The following is a 20,544-nucleotide window of genomic DNA, read 5'->3' as shown; positions in this document are numbered from 1 at the left end:
TTAAAATGTTGCATTAATTCCAAATGTAACTGTTCTTGGTCTTGGAAAACTTGTATAATCAATTCCAAGCGATGGGATATCGTTTAATGGTTTTGGTGTATTTACCTCAGGGTCTAAACCAGAATAGTCTGTAATTACAAATAAGTTTTGACCTGTTACAGAAAATCTTAATCCATCAAGGAACCATCCTTCTCTGATAGGGAAATTATAACCAATAGAAGCATTTTGCAACCTTACAAAGTCTCCTTTTTCTAAAAATCTAGTAGAAACGTCTGGAGCATTTGCTGGTGATTCTCCATTGGTTAGTACATCTTCGGTTACGTTTTTTCCTCCATTAATAATACCAGCTGTAAAGAATGCATTGGCATTGTTGTTATAAACATATTGTCCGAACTGCCCAGCAAAAAAGGCATTAAAATCCCAATTTCTGTAGGAAACACTAGTAGATAAACCTGCATTTACAGTAGGCAATGCACTTTTCCCTACAAATTCCTGAACATCTCCGTTAGGGTAAATAGATATACCATTTTCATCAAATCCACCAAACTCTCTTAAGAAATAAGAAAATAAGGGTTGACCACCTGCTAATAATTGTGCGTACGCTCCTGTTAAACCATTTCCATTAATAGCTCCTGTTTGGATTTGCCCATTAAAATTTTTGACCATATTGTCATTATAAGAGATATTGAAGCCTGCATTCCAGTTGAAGTTATCGTTTTGAATAATATCATAGTTGATTGCAAATTCAATCCCTTTATTAATAACATCCGCATCTACATTTCCAAAGTAGAATGGCTGAGGAGAAGGTTGTGCTGCCTCTTGTTTTAATAATAAATCGTTTGTGGTTTTGTGGTATAAATCGATGCTACCATTAAGACGCTCATTCATAAAACCAAAATCCAATCCAATATTTGCTTGGGCTGTTTCTTCCCATTTTAAGCTAGGGTCAGGAAAAGCTACCAATCCTAATGCAGGTGGGTTTACATCTCCACCATTGCTTATCCCAATACCACCAAAGCGTTGTCTGTATGTAAAATTACCATAACCCAAACCATCTTGGTTTCCAGTAATACCGTAACCAAGGCGTAATTTTAAAGTAGAAACGGCATCACCAATAAAATCTTCTTGGTCTATTTTCCATGCAAACGCTCCAGATGGAAAGTATCCATAGGCATTATCAGGGCCAAATCGAGAAGAACCGTCGGCTCTAAGGGTAAAGGTGAAAATATATTTATCGGCTAGTGTATAATTTACTCTTCCAAAGAAAGATTGTAACTCGTCTGTATTGTTGTAAGTGTCTGCAGCCACGGCTACTAATCCAACTCCACTAGGAGGCGTGATTGTTTCATTGGCCGATACTTCTGGGAATAATCTGTTAACAAATAGCCCGTCGGCATCATAGCCATATTGCTGGTATGGTCCATCTATACTGTTTTCAACTGTTCTAGAGGCATTTTGTAGTTCATCAAACATTTCATCCATATTTGTAGATGAATATCCAAATCCATAAACTGATTTTCCTGCGCTTTTAAAGCTTTGGTATGAGTAACCTACTAAAAGGTCTATTTTAGAGTTGCCAAATTCCTTATTATAATTTAGGGTAAGGTCTAATAGTTCATTTTTGTTATAAGAATCTGCTAAAAATCCTTTTCCGTTAACAGGAGCACCATTTCCTAGTCCTGTAATATTTCCTGATAAAGCTTGATTTTTTTCAGCAGAAGACTCATCGTATCCCAAATTAATTTTAGCTTTTAGTCCATCTACGATTTCATATTCAGCAGAAATATTTGCTAAATAGCGATTTGTATTAGTAACATCTTTATAATACGCCAATGCTTGTGAAGGGATTAGATCGCTACCTGTAGAAAAGTCTAAATCTGTTGGCCAAGTTGGATTGGCAAAATAAGTAGCCCCTAATAAGTCTCCTGTTGATCCAGCTGTATTCGATATCATTGGTGCATCATCGTTTACTCTAGAGATGGTCCCGTTAAAATCAATTTTTAATTTGTCATCAAAAAAACGTTGTGATAAATTAAGTCTTCCCGTAATTCTTTCTTGTGAAGAATTGTGTACAATACCATTTTGGTCGGCATAACTAAACGATCCTCTTACATATCCAGAGCCATAATTATTTGAGTATGCTAAGTTTTGGTTGTTCGAAAATGAAGTTCTCAATACATAATCTTGCCAATCAGTATCAGCGCCAAAATCTAAAGCGCTTGGGTTTCCACCGTATTGTTCAATAGCGTTTAGGTATTGCTCACGATTTAATAAATCATATGTTTTGGCAGCTTTTGAAGCACTTGTACTAGAAGAAAATTCAAATTTTCCACCTTGTCCTGCTTTTCCAGTTTTTGTTGTAATTATAACCACCCCATTAGCAGCTCTAGATCCATAGATTGCAGTTGCAGAAGCATCTTTTAAGATACTCATACTCTCAATATCATTCGGGTTTAAAAAGTTTAATGGGTTTTTAGCTGAACTTGTACCAGCTCCTAAATCGGCACCATCGGCAGCAGTGTTTCCACCAGCAAGTGGCACACCATCTACTACAAATAAGGGGTTGTTGTTAGAACGTACAGAAGCCGTACCTCTAATTCTAACTTGTACTCCAGCACCGGGTTCTCCACTGGTTTGTGTAATCTGTACCCCAGCTGTTTTTCCTTGAATAAGTTGCTCGGGCGATGCAATAACACCTTGGTTAAAGTCTTCCGAACTAACCACAGCTACCGCACCTGTTGCATCTTTTTTTGTGGTAGTTCCATACCCAATTACCACTACTTCTCCTAGTGCTTGGGCATCTTCTGTTAAGGTTACATTAATGTTTGATTGTCCATTTACTGGAACTTCTTGACTTGCAAAACCTACATAACTAAATACTAAGGTTGCTTCATTGGGAACATTGTCTAAGGTGTAATTCCCGTCAAAATCGGTTTGAGTACCGTTGGATGTTCCTTTTACAAGAACATTTGCCCCAGGCAGAGGGCCAGTTGCATCAGAAACTGTTCCACTCACAGTTTGGGCCTTTGCCATGCTAAAACACAAGAGTGCCCCAACAAAGGCTAAGCCTTTCATTAAGTTGTTCTTCATACAATTAAATTTTAAGTTCAAATAGTTAGCTTATTTAACAGGTATCGATTTTTTTCATTAATAAGTTTAATATAAAAATCAACAAATGTTAAATTATCGTAATAAAATGTGAATATATAAAAAATATAATTAATAAATTATGTTATGATGTTATTTAGCCCCTATATTTTGTTACTTTATTAAAAGTTAATTTGACTATTATAAGTTATATATAACGACTAAAGGCTGCAAAACTGCAGCCTTTAGTCATATTTGGTAGGTTTTATTTAATTAATTGTTGTTACAGACCAAATTGCATATCCGTTTGCGGGAGCTTCAATCGTTACGCCACCATTACTGTTGGTTGTTGGTGCGTAGCTAGTATTTTCAGAATAATCCAATAAAACAGTGTTTTTCCAGTTTGTGCTTACCGCTTGTCTCTTTGTATTTCCAGAAGTATTAATGTAAAGAATAAGCCCAGGATTACTCGATGTTCCGTTTCTTTTCATGATATACTCATCATTGTCAACATATAAAATTTCGGTTTCACCTGTTGCCAAACTGTTGTGAATAGCTATTAATTGCTGAATTTCTTCTTGGAAATCATCATTTTCATAATCGCTGTAAAATATTGTAGGATACCCCGGATGCGTTAAAATATACGCGTAGGCTTTTAATTTGTTGTTGTATTCAATGTAGTTATCTTCATTACTATCTTTTTCGGTATCGTGATTGGCAGTAAAAGTAACAGCTTTGTCTGGGTGTGTTTGCCATAACATTTCTTTTTCAAGATATGTTAAATCGTTAAACCGATCGAGTGCTTCTTCTAGTTTGTAAAACGTAGAAAAATCGAATGCTCCGCTACCTGTTTCGTCCACATATGTTTTTAGCGTTGCTGCATTTCCATTCCAAAGTTCGGCAACCGAAAATCCGCCAACTTCATCAATCCATGCTTTTACAACCCATGGTTCGTAACCCAAAACATAATCAAAACGCCAACCGTCAAAACCCATAGTGTTTTTGTAATATTTTGCTACGGAATTATCTTGTTTCCACAACCAATTCTGAACATATTCTTGGTTGTGATCTAAGTTTTGTTCTTCGTAAAACAAACTCCCATCGTCGTAATTACTTGTGCTGTTTGGGTAGAAGTTCTCATAATTTCTGTTGAATAAACCCGAAGCATTACCATGCGTTTCATCAAAGAGTGTGTACGTGTTTTTATCTCGATACGGATTGTATTCTTCACTACCACCAGAGTTGTGATTAATAACAATATCGGCAATTACTTCTAAGTTATTCTGATGCGCTTTATTGATGAGTGCTTCCAATTCGGCTCTACTTCCAAACCGAGTTTCGATGGTTCCGTGTTGTTCAAATTCACCAAAATCAAAATAATCAGAAACATCGTATCCCATGGAATATCCACCCGATTGCCCTTTGGTTGCTACCGGAAGCCATAACCTATTTACACCAGCATCAGCCCATCCTTCAACTTTGTCGCTCAATACATTCCACCAATCTCCTCTCGGTTCTACGTCCCAATAAAAAGCTTGCATCATTACGCTAGAGCCATTGTTGTAATTTGATAAGTCTAAAGGTACAACGGTAGGAGCTTCTGGAGTGCTATTGTCATCACTTTTAGAACAACCAATAAGTGCTGTTAAAGTAAGTAGTAATAATAATTTTGTTTTCATGGTTTTGGTTTTATGTTGAAAAAAAACGGAAGACCTTTTGAGTCTTCCGTTGCTAACTTAATTAACTCACCTGCGTGAATTTTATAACCCAAATTTGAGTGTGGGTATATTTTTAATTGGTTTCTAAAGTATATTTTAAAGAGTCAAAGCTTACAGTTACTGTATAAGTTCCTGCTGTAATAGCAATGTTGTCTCCTCCTTGATCTAATACACCGTCTACACCAGTGTCTCCATAATCTAGAACCCACTCGTTGTTTTGGCGGAATTTAATTTCACCATCTACAAAAGTTGCTGTTGTTCCCCAAGTGTTGGTAGTAGCGTCAAACGTTAATAATTCGTCTGGACCATCCCATCCATTGGCAGTAGCCGATCCTACAATTCCCCATGAGAATGGTGTCATTGTATATGTTAAATCGCTTATATTAAACTCAATTTTGTATGAACCAGCAGTAACAGGAATGTTGTCTCCACCTTCTTCAAGTGTTCCGTCATTTCCAGTATCTCCGTAGTTTAAAGTCCAATCGTTGTTCTCTCTTATTTTAATTTCTCCATCAATAAGATTTGCATAAGCTACCACAACATTTTCATCATCTGTAAGCACAAAAGGAACATCTGGACCATCCCATCCGTTTGGAGTAGCCGATCCTACAAGTCCCCAAGTAGTTAAAATACTTACTTCGCCTTCTACCAATTCTACATTTACAGCAATTGCCTCAGAAAGTTTCTCAACAGTGTTCCCTCCGTTGCTACCAACATAAGCTCTAGCTTTAAAGTAAATAGTACCTGTGTTTGGCGCTTCTGTTTCAGCATCATTGTCTATTCCTGCTTCATTTGCCACTGCAATCATGTCTTTAACTTTGGCATCGTATGTAGGTGCCGAAAGGTTACTTGCAATTACAGTAATGTCTTCAAATGTTTCTGAAGGTGAAGCTTGTAATTCGTAGTATACAGGAGTAGGAGCGTTAAAATCAACAGCGTTCCATGTAAAAGTTTCTGCAATACTATCGTTTTCTGAAGCATCTAAAGTGTATAGGTCTTCAATAGTATTTTCAAATGCAATTTCTTCTGAACTTGGCATCGCGATATTGGCAATGTCATCGTCGTTTGAACATGCATGAAAGCCTAAAGTAGCTGTACATGCAAATAATAAAACTGATATTTTCTTCATTTTGATACGCATTTTAATAACCAGGGTTTTGGGTTAGGTTTGTATTGATTAAAACGATGTTGCTAGGTAATGGGAATAGATTTCTGAAATCGTCTACACCTGTACCATTTTTAGCACCTCCTTTAAAAGGCCATACGTAGCTTCCGCTTGTAAAGTATCCGAATCGAACTAAATCGGTTCTACGTTGTCCTTCCCAATACAATTCTCTTGCTCTTTCATCTAAAATAAAATCTAGTGTAAGGTCGCTTTGCGAAATTGTAGTTGCATTTGCACGTGCTCTCAACTCGTTAATATAACCAGCAGCAGTACCTAAGTCTCCACCAGCACCACCTCTTGCAACTGCTTCTGCGTAGTTTAAGTAAATTTCTGCAACTCTTATTAGCGGTAAATCGGTATCAACAAAATCTCCACCTTCATCGCTACCAGCGTTTCCTTGCGAATCGATATTTGTAAACTTAGTTACAGCATATCCATCGGTAAACGTATTAGCAATAGTGTTGATTTCGTATTCTTGTCCGTCGGTATAGAACATAGCTCTGGCATCTGACCAAGCTGTTGGATTACCATTTTCATCTGAAGTAGTAATAGCATCATCAAATTTTTCAACCAAACCACTTGTTGTACGTAAACCTGCCCAACCTCCGTTTACTCCGAAAGCAGCTGGCTCCATAGAACCACCAATAGCAGCGTGAACTAAAAAGGTTGTTCCTCCATAAGTTCTAGAGTTGTTTCCGTCGAAGTTTACCGCAAAAATAAATTCGTTTTGCGCTCCGTTGGTATCGTTATCTGCTAAGAAAAGTTCGTCGTAAGCAGTTCCGTTTCCGTTTGCATCTGTAGTGTTAATACTATATGAAGAATTAATCACTTTGTTTGCATAGGTAACAGCTTCTGTGTACTTAGCTTCGCTTGTCCAAACTTCAGCATTTAAATATAACTTAGAAAGTAATGCCCAAGCAGCTACACGATCTACACGTCCGTATTCGTTAGCGCCACTTTCTTTTAATTCTGTTTCAATTTCCGTTAATTCTGTTTCGATAAAATTGAAAATTTCTTCGCGAGTGTTTTGCTCTGGTAAATCGGTAGAAACGATTGTTACCAAAGGAACGTCGCTATAAAAATCGATAAGGTTGTAATAAGCAAATGCTCTTAAAAAGCGCGCTTCAGCAATAAAAGAAGCTACTTCGGCATTATCGCTTAAAGAAGCTGCCTTTTCGATAAATGAGTTACAGAATGAAACCTCTTGTGCTAAACGATAGTACATAGCAGTTGTAAAGTCGTTGCTAGCACCCCAAGTCATGGCGTGAAGGTTTGGTAACCCTGGGTCTCCCCAGCCAACAACAGCATTGTCTGTAGTTAATTCGTTTAAACTGAATAACATTCTTGTGTATTGAGAAGTACCTTCGTCGATACCAGAAATATCGGCATCTCCAGCAGGTCCTTCTTGTCCAGTTAATGCTAAACTGGCGTATAATTTTGTAAGTGCTCCTTTTGCGTCGTCTACGGTTGCAAATACATTTTCTTCTGTAAAGCTATCTGGATCAATAGGAGTTTGGTCTAAATCGTCGTGACAAGAAACCATTAAGGATCCTGAAGCTATTAATGCGATGAGTAATTTATATGTTTTTTTCATTGTAAATACTGATTAAAAGTTAAGATTTACACCAAATACGAATGATCTTGGTCTTGGATAAAAATTGTTATCGATACCTCCGTCAATTTCTGGATCTAAACCGTCGTAATCTGTAAAGATGGCAACATTTTGTACCGAACCGTAAAAACGTAGGGTAGTGCTAGGAATTGCATCTTGTAGTGTGTATCCTAAAGTAATGTTGTCGATTTTAAAGAACGATGCATCTTGTACATAATAATCACTTTGTAGGTTAGCTTCTGTAATTGTTTCGAAGCCTGAGTTAAAGTAATCTGAATGTAAGTTGGTAAGGATGCTATTTTCTGTAGCTCTGTTTAAATAACTTTTTGCAGAAGCCATATTGTTGTAAGCGTAGTTCCCAATGTTAGCTCTGGTAACTACAGCCATATCCCAGTTTTTGTAATTTAGGTTTGTATTTAACCCCATAATTACATCTGCATATGGATTTTTGTGAATATAGCGATCTTCATCGTTTATTTGGTTGTCTCCGTTTCTGTCTACAAAAGCACCTTCAATTGGAGCTCCGTCTTCGTTGTAAACTTGTTCGTAAACCCAATAGCTGAAAGGAGAATATCCTTCTTTGTGTAACTGAACATTGTTACCTGTTCCTCCGTTAATTCCTCCAACTTCTACTTGATCTGGAAGGTTGGTAATTTTGTTTTCGTTGAATGAAACGTTGTAGCCAATACTCCAGCTGAAGTTATCGGTTTGTACAGGAATTACATTCAATTCTAACTCAATACCTTTGTTTTCCATATCTCCAATGTTTTTATCGATTCCATTAGAGAAGTTTGTAAAAGGATCTACAGTTACAAAACTGATTAAGTCTTGTGTTTTTTTCATGTAAGCATTAACAGAACCAGAAATTCTATTGTTGTAGAAACCATAATCAACACCAACGTTTAAAGTTCTACCTACTTCCCAACGAAGGTCTTCGTTATACTCTTCTGGTCTGTATGTTTGGTAGAAGCTATTTCCTATTTGGTAATTCGCATTGGTTCTACTCGCCGTGTATTTGGTCAAGAAATTGTAATCTCCTAATCCGTTTACGTTTCCTATTTCTCCGTAACCTACTCTTAATTTTAATTCGTTGATGTTTTCAGCATCTGCTAAAAAGTTTTCGTTATTAATATTCCAAGCAAGCGCTACAGATGGGAAATACCCCCAACGGTCGTCTGGATTTAATTTAGAAGAAGCATCAGCTCTAAGTGTAGCAGTTACTAAATATCTGTTGTCGTAGCTATAGTTAAATCTTCCGAAGTAAGAAAGTAAAACACTTCTCCACTTGTCTATTTTAACTGGGTTGTTTCCTTCTTCTTCCGCTTCGCTATCAAAACTATAATTGTCGTTTTCGAAACTTTGGTAAGAATAACCTGCTACCGCTGTGATGTTGTGTACATCGTTTATTTCTTTTGTATAGGTTGCGTACGCATCAAATAATTTGTTGGTAGCCTCATTTGTGTAGTTAGAGAAAGATCCGTTCCAATCTAATTGAGAAGAAGGCATTTGCTCTGAAACTACTGTTCTTCCGTGGCTATTACTTTTATCTAAACCTACGTTTACAGTAGCAGTAATATCTGGGAAGAAATGAAGTTTGTAATCTACTTTTGCATTTCCGATAAAACGTCTTACTTCAGCAGTATCGTCTTTCAAATCTACTAGCGCTACAGGGTTTGTAGGTGCTAAGTTGTTTTGAACATTATCGTTGTTTAACCAAGTGAAGTATCCTCCAAAAGGAGAGTTTTCATCGTAGATAGCTTGTGTTGGATCGAAATCTACAGAAGCTCCGATAGCATCTCTATTGGCAAAAGTGTTTTCAGTATAAGAACCACGTCCGTTTAATTCAACTTTTAAATGATTGTCTAAAAATGAAGGACGTAAGTTGATCGAACCTGTTGTTCTTTGGAAGTTGTCTCCTTGTAAAATACCACCTTGGTCTGTATAACCAATAGAAGCTCTTACAGGCATAAATCCAGCAATGTTTCCTGTAGTACTAAAGTTGTGCTCAAAACCAAAAGCATTACCATAAATTTGGTCTTGCCAATCGGTGTTGCTATTTCCTAAACGGCTAATAGCATCTGCACTTCCTGTTTCGTTTACCAATGTTCTAAATTCATCGGCGTTCATAACGTCTACATAGCTAGTAGGTGTGTATAAAGTAGTTAAACCAGAATAGCTAAACTTAAACTCGTTTCCTTTTCCTTTTTTAGTTGTAATCATGATCACTCCGTTTGCAGCTCTTGCCCCATAAATAGCGGTAGAAGAAGCATCTTTTAAAACGGTCATGCTTTCAATATCGTTTGGATTGATAAAGTTTAATGGGCTTCTAGCACCACCAACATTGTTTTCTGCAATTGGAACTCCATCGATTACGTAAAGAGGCGAACTTGTTAAAGATAAAGATCCTTGACCTCTAATTACGATGTTTTGACCTTCTCCAGGAGCACCACCACCAGGTGTTACAGAAACCCCAGCAATTTTACCAGTAATTAACTGTCCTGCGTTTACTACAGGTCCTTGGTTAAAGTCTTCTGTCGAAACTTGATCTACTGCTCCAGTAGCATCTTTCTTTTTAACAGTACCGTATCCAATTACAACTACTTCATCAAGTTGTTGTGTATCTTCAGTAAGCACAATATTCATAGTTGCTCCTGCAACGGCTTTTTCTTGTGCTGTAAAACCGATGTATGAAAACTGGATAATTGCTCCGTCTTCAGCATTAATAGTAAAATTACCATCAAAATCGGTTGTTGTTCCGGTAGTTGTACCTTTAATAACAACATTTACACCTGGAATAGGTGTGTTTGTAGTTGCATCTGTAACAACTCCTGTAACCGATTGTTGTGCAAAAATGCCAATCGGAATTAGGAACATTAGTAGGGTTATTTTTTGAAATATTCTCATAAGAAATCTAAATAATTGTGAAAATGTTAGCTTATAATTTTTACTTCTCGATGTTAAAACTATGTAAAAATTAGGTAAAGAAAACGTTGGAGTTGGTTTTAGGTGTCACGAAAACGTTTTAGTGTTGAGAACTTTTCGTATTTTAACATAATCGGAGAATATGGGCGGTATTTTTTTTAATCGATAATTTTTGATAGCCTATTTTAAGAAATGTATAATTTCTGGTGTTTTTAAAATCTTCAATTTAATTAGAAAAGAAGCCTAATACTCCGTATTTTTGTAGTAGAATTAAGACCTTGATTCCCTGCCGTATTATGAAGAAAAAGATTACGATTAAAGAAATTGCTAGAGAGTTAGATGTATCGATATCCACAGTGTCGAAAGCTATGAGTAATAGCTCCGAAATAAGTAAAGATACCATTGAAAAAGTGCAAGCATTTGCAAAGCTCTATAATTATAAGCCTAATAACATTGCGTTAAGTTTAAAGAATAAAAAAACCAAGAATATAGCGGTTATTATTCCAGAAATTGTACATCATTTTTTCACCTTAATTATTAGCGGAATTGAGCATAAAGCCAATGAGTTGGGGTATAATGTTATTGTTTGTTTGTCGAACGAATCGTTTGATAAAGAGGTGATTAACATGGAGACTATGGCAAACGGACAAATAGATGGGTTTTTGTTGTCGCTCTCTAAAGACACTTTGTTTAAAAAAGATTTTCATCATTTGCGAGAGGTTATCAATCAAGGAATGCCGTTGGTGATGTTCGATCGTACTTCAGATGAGATTTATTGTGATAAAGTTATTATCGACGATGCGCGAGCTTCTTACAATGCCATTCAGCATTTAATTTATTCGGGTTGTAGTCGAATTGCTTTAATTACTACTGCGGATTATATGTCTATCGGGAAACTTCGTACCCAAGGTTATGTAAATGCACTTTATGATGCTGGAATTGAGTTGGATGAAAACTTAATTGTTAAAGTGGATAAAGATGAAGAGTTGGATGAAAAGGTGAAAAAACTTTTTGATACTGAAAAATTTGATGCCGTTTTTGGGGTGAACGAATTGTATGCAGTAGTGGCTATGCGCGAGGCTCACAATCGCGGATTTAAAATTCCGCAAGAAATGAGTTTTGTTGGTTTTAGCGACGGAATTTTATCTAAATACGCATATCCAACACTTACAACAGTTATTCAACACGGCTTCGAAATGGGCGAAAAAGCAGCTCAAATGCTTATCGAAAGACTCGAAAATAACGACGACGATTCGAGCTACAAAACAGAAGTTATAAAAACCTCTATTTTGCAACGAGAATCTACGAAACCTATTTAATAGTTTTCGTAAGTTCTACAAAGTTTAACATTAAGGCAGTTAGTTTCTTAACTACAAAAATAGTATCTTGCAGCCATCAAAGTTTATAATTTTTACTTCTCAATTTAGATTAAAGCTTTGATAAGTCATCGCGCTTATCGTATAATAAACTAACATATTACGATAATGAAAAAGCGTATTTTAAGTTTTTGGGAAATTTGGAATATGAGTTTCGGTTTCCTAGGAATTCAATTTGGTTTTGCACTTCAAGGAGGATTTATGTCACGTATATTTCAAACCCTTGGAGCAGATAAAGACAGCATCCCTCTTTTGTGGATTGCAGCACCCCTTACAGGATTAATTATTCAACCTATTATTGGATATTTAAGCGATAAAACTTGGCATTCCAGGTTGGGTCGTCGTCGTCCTTATTTTTTAATTGGAGCAATTTTAAGTTCCATCGCACTTTTTATAGTACCACATTCTTCCGCTTTGTGGATGGCAGCCGGACTGCTATGGGTGCTCGATGCTTCCATTAATGTAAGTATGGAGCCTTTTAGAGCTTTGGTAGCCGATAAGTTACACGAGTCACAACGTTCTTACGGGTTTGTTGTGCAAACGCTTATTATTGGTATTGGTACTTGGATTGCGAGTAACCTTCCTTGGTTTATCAGTTGGATGGGTGTAAGTAATGAGGCGGCACCTGGTGTTGTGCCAATGTCGGTAAAAGTTGCTTTTGCCATAGGGGCATTTGTTTTTATAACCACTATTCTCTATACTATTTTTACTACGGATGAATATCCGCCAGAAGATATGGAGGCCTTCAAGAAAATGAAAGCCGATTCTAAAGGAAACTTCCTGAAAGATATTTTTGAAAACATAGGCAATATGCCTCCTACAATGATAAAGTTAGGGGTAATTCAATTTTTTAGTTGGTTTGCCTTTTTTACCATGTGGAGTTTAGCCATGCCTGCACTTACCGAGCATGTGTACCATGCGCCTGCGCCTGTAGAGACTGCATTTAACATGCAAGATGCTGTGCAACAATCGGCATTTAATGTAGCCAATAAAAAATACCAAGATGCTTCCGACAGCGTTGGTTCGGCTATGGGAGTTTACGGACTTTCATCAATGGTTTTTGCACTCGTACTTACTTTTTATTCATCTAGAAAAAGAGTAAACCGAAAGTACACGCATATGTTTTCACTCATTTTAGGAGGTATTGGGTTTATTTCCATGTACTACGTTCCGTCGCCAGCATATTTATATGTAAGTTTTATTTTGGTAGGAATTGCTTGGGGAAGTATTCTCTCTATGCCATACGCCATGTTATCGAGTTCTATCGATGCCAAAAAAATGGGAGTTTACATGGGGCTTTTCAATATGTTTATTGTACTACCACAAATTATTGCTGCCGTTGGCGGAATTAATTATGCGTACAAATTTATAGGAGAAGAAACCATTTATGCGATGGTTGTTGCCGGAATTTGTTTAATTCTAGCAGGGTTTGCCAATCTACTTATCGTAAACAAAAAAGCAATTGCATACACTATAGACTAGTGTTTTTTCAAGCATTAAACTATACCTAAAAAGAAATTAAAATGAAGAAAGAAAAAGGATTTATATTCGATTTAGACGGCGTAATTGTCGATACTGCAAAGTTTCACTATTTGGCTTGGAAAAAAGCTGCTGCCGAATTTGATTTTGAACTTACACTCGAACAAAACGAACAACTCAAAGGCGTAAGCAGAGTAGATTCGCTTAAAAAAATATTAAACTGGGCAAATGCCGAAGTTTCTCAAGAAAAATTTGATGAACTGGCTGCCAATAAAAATGCCGATTACCTTACGTATGTCGATAAAATGACAGCAGATGATATTCTGCCAGGAGTAAAAAGCATACTTACAGAAATAAAAAAAGAAGGCTATCCAATTGCATTGGGATCGGCAAGTAAAAATGCACCAAAAATTCTACAAAAAGTGGGCATTATGGATTTGTTCGACGTAATTGTAGATGGAAATAGCGTTACCAAAGCAAAACCAAATCCAGAAGTATTTTTAATTGCTGCTGAAAAAATAAATGTAGCACCAACAAACTGCATTGTTTTTGAAGATGCCGAAGCAGGAGTAGAAGCAGCCAATACTGCCGGAATGATTTCCGTAGGATTAGGAAACGAAAATAGCTTACAAGAAGCCGACTATAACTTTACCAGTTTCACCGATATAACATTCAACTTTTTAAAAACACTTCAACCTAAATAAAAATGAATCAGGATTATATTGTACCAAACGAATGGTCTTTAATAGAAGAAGGATTTCAGCCGGCAAAAGTAAAGTCGTCTGAAAGTTTATTTAGCATCGGAAACGGAGCCATGGGGCAACGTGCAAATTTTGAAGAGCACTACTCGGGTGCTACTTTTCAAGGAAGCTATATCGCAGGGGTGTATTACCCAGATAAAACACGTGTAGGATGGTGGAAAAACGGCTATCCAGAGTATTTTGCAAAAGTACTTAATGCGCCAAATTGGATTGGAATTAATGTGCTCGTAAATGGCGAAATGCTCGATTTGAATACGTGTAAATCGGTTGAAGATTTCCGTAGAGAATTAAATATGAAAGAAGGTTGGCATCAGCGTAGTTTTAAAGCTACATTGCCAAACGACATCCAAATACAAGTAACCGCTACTCGATTTTTAAGTTTAGAAATGGACGAGGTTGGAGCTGTGAAATACAATGTTACGCCGTTAAATACTTCAGCAGAAATTACTTTTATGCCGTATGTAGATGGCGGAATCACAAATGAAGATACCAACTGGGATGATGCTTTTTGGGATGTTTACAACACAGGAACAAACAATAATTTTGGGTATGTAGTTTCTAAAACCAACAAAACCAATTACCATGTTTGTACAGGAATGATTAGTAAATTATTTCTGAATAACGAGCAAGTTACAGTAGCGCCAAACGAGAGTGTAGAAAAGTTAAAAACTACGTTTACTTATGCACTTAAGGCAAACCAAGGAGAAACTGCAACTATTGAAAAAATGGGAGGATATGTTACTTCTCTAAACCATAAAGAAGATGCACTTATCGATGCTTCGTTAAAAGTATTAAGCGAAGCTTCAGCTTTAGGTTTTAATGCGTTGTTGCAAAAACAAAAAGATGCATGGGCTGCTATTTGGGAGATGGCAGATATTACCATCGAAGGTGATGTAAAAGCACAACAAGGAATCCGTTTTAATATCTTTCATTTAAATCAAACTTATTCTGGTAAGGATGCTCGATTAAACATCGGACCAAAAGGATTTACGGGAGAGAAATACGGCGGAAGTACGTATTGGGATACCGAAGCGTATTGTATTCCGTTTTATATGGCAACCAAAGACGATCAAGTAGCGAGAAACCTTTTGAAATATCGTTATAATCACTTGCCAAAAGCTATCGAAAATGCCGAGAAATTAGGTTTTAAAAACGGCGCGGCTTTGTATCCAATGGTAACCATGAATGGAGAAGAGTGTCACAACGAGTGGGAAATTACGTTTGAAGAAATTCACCGTAACGGATCGATGGTGTACGCTATTTACAACTACGTTCGTTACTCTGGAGATTACAGCTATATTCCAGAAATGGGCTTGGAGGTAATGATTGCTATTGCGCGTTTTTGGCACCAAAGAGCAAACTTTTCTACCGATAAAAATAAGTATGTAATTCTTGGAGTTACAGGGCCAAATGAATACGAAAACAACGTAAACAACAACTGGTTTACAAACTATATTGCCAAGTGGTGTATTGAATATGCTGCTGAAAATGTTGAAAAGGTTAAAACCGAATATGCTTCCGATTACGAGCGAATTATGTCGAAAGCAAATCTTTCTTCAGAAGAAATAAAGCAATGGATGGAAGTTGCAGAAAACATGTATTTCCCTTATAGCGAGGAGCACAATGTGTTTTTACAACAAGATGGATTTTTAGATAAAGCTTTAATTACGGTGGAAAATCTTTCAAAAGAAGAAAGACCTATCAATCAAAAATGGTCTTGGGACCGTATTTTACGTTCGCCATACATCAAACAAGCCGATACTTTACAAGGATTTTACTTCTTTGAAGACCATTTCAGTAAAGAAGATTTGGCACGTCATTTTGATTTTTATGAGCCATTTACGGTACACGAATCGTCATTGTCGCCTTGCGTACACAGTATCCAAGCAGCTGTTTTAAACCGCATGGAGCAGGCGTACACTTTTTACTTGCGTACCTCTCGTTTAGACCTCGACGATTATAATAAAGAAGTACACGAAGGACTTCATATTACATCGATGGCTGGTACTTGGATGAGTATTGTAGAAGGTTTTGGAGGCATGCGTATTAAAGACGGGAATTTAACGTTCGAAACACGTATTCCAGAGCAGTGGAAAGCGTTTTCTTTTAAAGTGAATTTTAGAGGAAATATTGTAAAGGTGAATGTAACGCATCAAGAAACAACTTTTACAGTTACAGGAAATGAAGATTTGAAGATTAAACTGAATGGAAAAGAAGTTGCCGTAAAAGCAACCTCAAAAATAGCATAATATGAAGAGAGTAATTTTAAACGCATGGCTGCTTTTATTGGTAGTTTGTAACCTTTCGGCTCAAGAATTAAAATCGCCTAACGGAAATTTCGTAATGGATTTTTCTTTGCTGAAAGACGGTACGCCAACTTATAAATTAACTTACAAAGGACAAGATATTGTAAAGGAGAGTAAGCTTGGTTTTGAACTGAAAGATGATGAGAAATCGCTTTTGAATGGTTTTTCAGTGGAAGCAACAAACACCGATGAAGTGAATGAAACATGGAAACCAGTTTGGGGAGAAGTTTCAGAAATCACAAACCATTACAATGAATTGGCTGTTACATTGAAGCAAGCAGAAACAAATCGTAAAATGATTGTTCGTTTTCGTTTGTTTAACGACGGATTGGGTTTCCGTTATGAGTTTCCGCAGCAAGACAATTTAGTGTATTTTGTAATTAAAGAAGAGCATACACAATTTGCAATGGCAGGCAACCATACTGCTTTTTGGATTCCTGGAGATTACGATACGCAAGAGTACGATTATACAACCTCGAAGTTATCAGAAATTAGAGGGAAAATGGAAAGTGCCATTACGCCAAATGCTTCGCAAACTCCGTTTTCGCCAACGGGAGTACAAACTGCTTTGATGATGAAAACTGATAATGGATTGTACATCAATTTGCACGAAGCAGCTTTGATAAACTATCCAGCGATGCACCTTAATTTGGATGATAAAAACATGGTTTTTGAATCGTGGTTAACACCAGATGCTAATGGAGATAAAGGATATTTACAAGCGCCTTTTAATACGCCATGGAGAACAGTGATTGCAAGTGATGACGCTCGAGATGTTTTGGCTTCCAAAATAACTTATAATTTAAACGAGCCTTCAAAAATTGAAGATACTTCGTGGATTAAACCTGTAAAATATGTAGGTGTTTGGTGGGAAATGATTACGGGGAAAAGTTCTTGGGCTTATACCAACGACTTTCCTTCTATTAAATTAGGAGAAACCGATTACTCAAAAGCTACTCCAAACGGAACACATGCTGCAAATACTGAAAACGTAAAGAAATATATAGACTTTGCTGCAAAACATGGTTTTGACGCTGTTTTAGTAGAAGGTTGGAATGTAGGATGGGAAGATTGGTTTGGAAAATCAAAAGACTATGTGTTTGATTTTGTAACGCCTTATCCAGATTTTGATGTGGAAGGAATTCATGCGTATGCAAAATCAAAAGGAATAAAAATGATGATGCATCATGAAACGTCGAGTTCTGTTCGTAACTACGAGCGCCACATGGATGCAGCGTATAAATTTATGAACGACCACGGATATACTTCAGTAAAAAGTGGTTATGTAGGTGATATTTTACCAAGAGGTGAAAACCATTACAACCAATGGATTGTAAATCACTATCAATATGCACTTGAAAAAGCTGCCGATTACAAAATTATGGTTAATGCACACGAGGCTGTTCGTCCAACAGGTATTGCACGTACTTATCCAAACTTAATCGGGAACGAATCTGCGCGTGGAACCGAGTATCAAGCGTTTGGAGGTTCAAAACCAAACCACGTTACTATTTTACCGTTTACACGTTTAGTTGGTGGACCGATGGATTATACTCCAGGGATTTTTGAAATGGATATTAGTAAGATGAACCCGAATAACAATTCACATTTAAATGCAACTATTGCCAATCAATTAGCGTTGTACGTAACCATGTACAGTCCGCTTCAAATGGCTGCCGATACGCCAGAAAATTACAATCGTTTTTTAGATGCTTTTCAGTTTATTAAAGACGTAGCAGTAGATTGGGATGATAGTAAATATTTGGAAGCCGAGCCAGGAGCGTTTATTACGGTAGCTCGTAAAGCTAAAGGAAGTAATAATTGGTTTGTTGGAAATGTAAACGGAACAACGCCACGTACTACAACTATCAAGTTAGACTTTCTAGAAAAAGGAAAAAAATACGAAGCGACTATTTATGCTGATGCAAAAGATGCGCATTATAAAACCAATTCGCAGGCGTATAAAATTACGAAGCAAACTGTTACCAATACTTCGAAGTTAACACTTACATCGGCTCCTGGTGGTGGGTTTGCAATAAGTATTATAGAGAAGTAAAGGGTAGTTAGTATAGTTTTGAAGTAGGAGTCATTTCGAACCCCGAAGGGTGAGAAATCACATATGATTATTAGTGACCTCACAAGTAGTGAGATTTCTCTCTACGTTCGAAATGACTTAATAAACGTTTATTTTAAAATATCTAAAAATGGTAAAAATGAAATATACCTTAGCTGTAGCATTGGCCTTTTTGATGCATGTATCACTTCAGGCACAAATAAAAAAAATAGAACCTCCTTTTTGGTGGAGCGGAATGCAAAAAAGCGAAGTACAATTAATGGTTTATGGAGATAATATTTCTTCATTAACACCAGAAATTGAAGGGTTAAAAATAAAAGAGGTAAAGAAAACCGAAAACCCGAATTACCTATTTGTTACCATTGAAACAGAAAATGCATCAGCAAAAAACTATACCATCAATTTCAAAAAAGGTAAGAAAGTTGTTGATAGCAAAGCGTATGAATTAAAATCTAGACGTCAAAACTCAGCAAATAGAAAAGGTTTCGACTCGTCGGATATGATTTATTTACTGATGCCAGATCGTTTTGCAAATGGAAACCCTGCCAATGATAGTGCTTCTGAATTGACAGAAAAAGCAAATCGCGAAATACAAGGTGGTCGTCATGGTGGAGATATCCAAGGGATTATAGATCATTTAGATTATATTGAAAACCTAGGAGCAACTGCAGTTTGGAGTACTCCTTTATGCGAAGATAACGATGCGGAATACTCGTATCATACCTATGCGCAAAGCGATGTTTATAAAATTGATGCGCGTTACGGAACCAATGAAGAATATAAAAATTTGGCAGATGAGTTGCATAAAAGAGGCATGAAACTTATCAAAGACTATGTGGTAAATCATTGGGGTGTAGAGCATTGGATGATTAAAGATTTGCCAACGTACGATTGGATTCATCAATTTCCTGGATATGCGCAAACCAACTACCGAATGAGCACACAAATGGACCCGAATACTTCGGAAATAGATTATAAAATGTGCATGGACGGATGGTTTGTAAAATCGATGCCCGATTTAAATCAGCAAAATCCGTTGGTATTAAATTACTTAATTCAAAACGCAATTTGGTGGATTGAATATGCCGATTTAGATGGGTTTAGAGTCGATACGTATTCGTATAACGACAAAGAAGGAGTGGCTACATGGACCAAAGCTATTATGGACGAATATCCAAACTTTAACATTGTTGGAGAAATTTGGTTGCACGACCAAGCACAAATTGCCTATTGGCAAAAAGACAGTAAAGTAGGTGCTATACAAAACTACAATTCGCATTTGCCAAGTGTAATGGATTTTACATTGCACGATGCTGTAACGGCTGTTTTTAATGAAGAAAATCCGTCGTGGGATAAAGGTGCAATTCAGTTGTACGATAATTTCGTAAACGACTTTTTATATCCTGATATTGATAATATTCTTGTTTTTGCTGAAAATCATGACACAGGAAGAATAAATGAAATCTATCAGAATATTGAAGATTACAAATTAACAATGACGCTTATGGCCACAGTTCGTGGGATTCCTCAATTGTACTACGGTTCAGAAATAGGAATGCGAGGCGACAAAGGAAAAGGCGACGGCGATATCCGTAGAGATTTTCCTGGCGGATGGGAAGGCGATGCAAACAACGCATTTACTTCAGCAGGAAGAACAGCAACGCAAAAAGATTATTTCGATTTTACTTCTAAACTCTTCAATTGGAGAAAAAATAAAGAAGTTATTCATACAGGAAAAACAACGCAATACATTCCAGAAAACGAAGTGTATGTGTATTTCCGCAGTAATGGAAATGATACAGTAATGGTGGTTATCAATAACAATTCGGAAGCACAAACTTTAGATTTAAACCGATTTAAAGAGAATTTAAAAGATGCCAAACAAGGAAAAGATATTATTTCTGATGCTGATATTACGTTGAAAGACACTTTAAAAATTGCAGGAAAATCGAGTTATATTATAGAAGTTTTGTAAAATGATAAAACTAAAAAGCACCTTTCTTTTTATAATCTTAGTATCTTTAGTTGTTGCTTGTTCTAATAC

At 36.6% G+C, this 20,544-nt stretch carries 11 protein-coding genes; 6 read left to right on the top strand and 5 right to left on the bottom strand.

The genetic code is table 11. The features are described 5' to 3' along the window. From JMA43_RS01170 to JMA43_RS01150, 5 genes are all read right to left on the bottom strand, one after another. On the bottom strand, positions 1–3,090 hold the full coding sequence (locus JMA43_RS01170) for a SusC/RagA family TonB-linked outer membrane protein (RefSeq protein ID WP_342154098.1): 3,090 nt from the start codon (positions 3,088–3,090) through the stop codon (positions 1–3). A gap of 266 nt (positions 3,091–3,356) precedes the next feature. Next, positions 3,357–4,766, bottom strand: a complete 1,410-nt coding sequence (locus tag JMA43_RS01165) for an alpha-amylase (protein ID WP_342154096.1) — start codon at positions 4,764–4,766, stop codon at positions 3,357–3,359. A 112-nt stretch (positions 4,767–4,878) separates the two neighbouring features. Further along, complete coding sequence (locus JMA43_RS01160; RefSeq protein WP_342154094.1) at positions 4,879–5,934, bottom strand: SusE domain-containing protein; 1,056 nt, start codon at positions 5,932–5,934, stop codon at positions 4,879–4,881. 13 nt (positions 5,935–5,947) lie between these two features. Next, positions 5,948–7,564 (bottom strand): RagB/SusD family nutrient uptake outer membrane protein, encoded by a 1,617-nt coding sequence (locus JMA43_RS01155; protein ID WP_342154092.1) that lies wholly within the window; start codon positions 7,562–7,564, stop codon positions 5,948–5,950. Between the two features lie 12 nt (positions 7,565–7,576). After that, positions 7,577–10,486 (bottom strand): SusC/RagA family TonB-linked outer membrane protein, encoded by a 2,910-nt coding sequence (locus tag JMA43_RS01150; RefSeq protein WP_342154090.1) that lies wholly within the window; start codon positions 10,484–10,486, stop codon positions 7,577–7,579. A gap of 314 nt (positions 10,487–10,800) precedes the next feature. Here JMA43_RS01150 and JMA43_RS01145 point away from each other — a divergent pair, with 314 nt between their 5' ends. The 6 genes from JMA43_RS01145 (at position 10,801) to JMA43_RS01120 (ending at position 20,475) form a co-directional block, all read left to right on the top strand. Further along, positions 10,801–11,823, top strand: a complete 1,023-nt coding sequence (locus JMA43_RS01145; protein WP_342154088.1) for a LacI family DNA-binding transcriptional regulator — start codon at positions 10,801–10,803, stop codon at positions 11,821–11,823. A gap of 165 nt (positions 11,824–11,988) precedes the next feature. Next, a complete protein-coding gene (locus tag JMA43_RS01140; RefSeq protein WP_342154086.1) occupies positions 11,989–13,362 on the top strand; it encodes an MFS transporter in 1,374 nt (457 codons plus the stop codon). A gap of 41 nt (positions 13,363–13,403) precedes the next feature. After that, on the top strand, positions 13,404–14,063 hold the full coding sequence (pgmB, locus tag JMA43_RS01135; protein WP_342154084.1) for a beta-phosphoglucomutase: 660 nt from the start codon (positions 13,404–13,406) through the stop codon (positions 14,061–14,063). Between the two features lie 2 nt (positions 14,064–14,065). Next, complete coding sequence (locus JMA43_RS01130; protein ID WP_342154082.1) at positions 14,066–16,369, top strand: glycoside hydrolase family 65 protein; 2,304 nt, start codon at positions 14,066–14,068, stop codon at positions 16,367–16,369. A gap of 1 nt (position 16,370) precedes the next feature. Next, entirely contained in the window at positions 16,371–18,482 is a 2,112-nt protein-coding gene (locus JMA43_RS01125) for a glycoside hydrolase family 97 protein (protein ID WP_342154080.1), read from the top strand. Positions 18,483–18,639: 157 nt separating this feature from the next. Beyond that, positions 18,640–20,475 carry a glycoside hydrolase family 13 protein gene (locus tag JMA43_RS01120; RefSeq protein WP_342154078.1) on the top strand — a complete coding sequence of 612 codons (1,836 nt, stop codon included), beginning with the start codon at positions 18,640–18,642 and terminating at the stop codon, positions 20,473–20,475. Positions 20,476–20,544: the final 69 nt, after the last annotated feature.

The sequence above is a fragment of the Joostella sp. CR20 genome, from assembly GCF_038433465.1.
Taxonomy (GTDB): domain Bacteria; phylum Bacteroidota; class Bacteroidia; order Flavobacteriales; family Flavobacteriaceae; genus Galbibacter.
Note: the sequence above shows the minus strand (reverse complement) of the source record. Positions and strands in the feature narration are given on the sequence as shown.

Excerpts from the sequence above, each read along its gene's own strand:
- JMA43_RS01120 (WP_342154078.1), top strand. The coding sequence starts at position 18,640 with ATGAAATATACCTTAGCTGTAGCATTGGCCTTTTTGATGCATGTATCA.
- JMA43_RS01165 (WP_342154096.1), bottom strand. The coding sequence starts at position 4,766 with ATGAAAACAAAATTATTATTACTACTTACTTTAACAGCACTTATTGGT.
- JMA43_RS01150 (WP_342154090.1), bottom strand. The coding sequence starts at position 10,486 with ATGAGAATATTTCAAAAAATAACCCTACTAATGTTCCTAATTCCGATT.
- pgmB (WP_342154084.1), top strand. The coding sequence starts at position 13,404 with ATGAAGAAAGAAAAAGGATTTATATTCGATTTAGACGGCGTAATTGTC.
- JMA43_RS01140 (WP_342154086.1), top strand. The coding sequence starts at position 11,989 with ATGAAAAAGCGTATTTTAAGTTTTTGGGAAATTTGGAATATGAGTTTC.
- JMA43_RS01170 (WP_342154098.1), bottom strand. The coding sequence starts at position 3,090 with ATGAAGAACAACTTAATGAAAGGCTTAGCCTTTGTTGGGGCACTCTTG.
- JMA43_RS01145 (WP_342154088.1), top strand. The coding sequence starts at position 10,801 with ATGAAGAAAAAGATTACGATTAAAGAAATTGCTAGAGAGTTAGATGTA.
- JMA43_RS01130 (WP_342154082.1), top strand. The coding sequence starts at position 14,066 with ATGAATCAGGATTATATTGTACCAAACGAATGGTCTTTAATAGAAGAA.
- JMA43_RS01155 (WP_342154092.1), bottom strand. The coding sequence starts at position 7,564 with ATGAAAAAAACATATAAATTACTCATCGCATTAATAGCTTCAGGATCC.
- JMA43_RS01160 (WP_342154094.1), bottom strand. The coding sequence starts at position 5,934 with ATGAAGAAAATATCAGTTTTATTATTTGCATGTACAGCTACTTTAGGC.
- JMA43_RS01125 (WP_342154080.1), top strand. The coding sequence starts at position 16,371 with ATGAAGAGAGTAATTTTAAACGCATGGCTGCTTTTATTGGTAGTTTGT.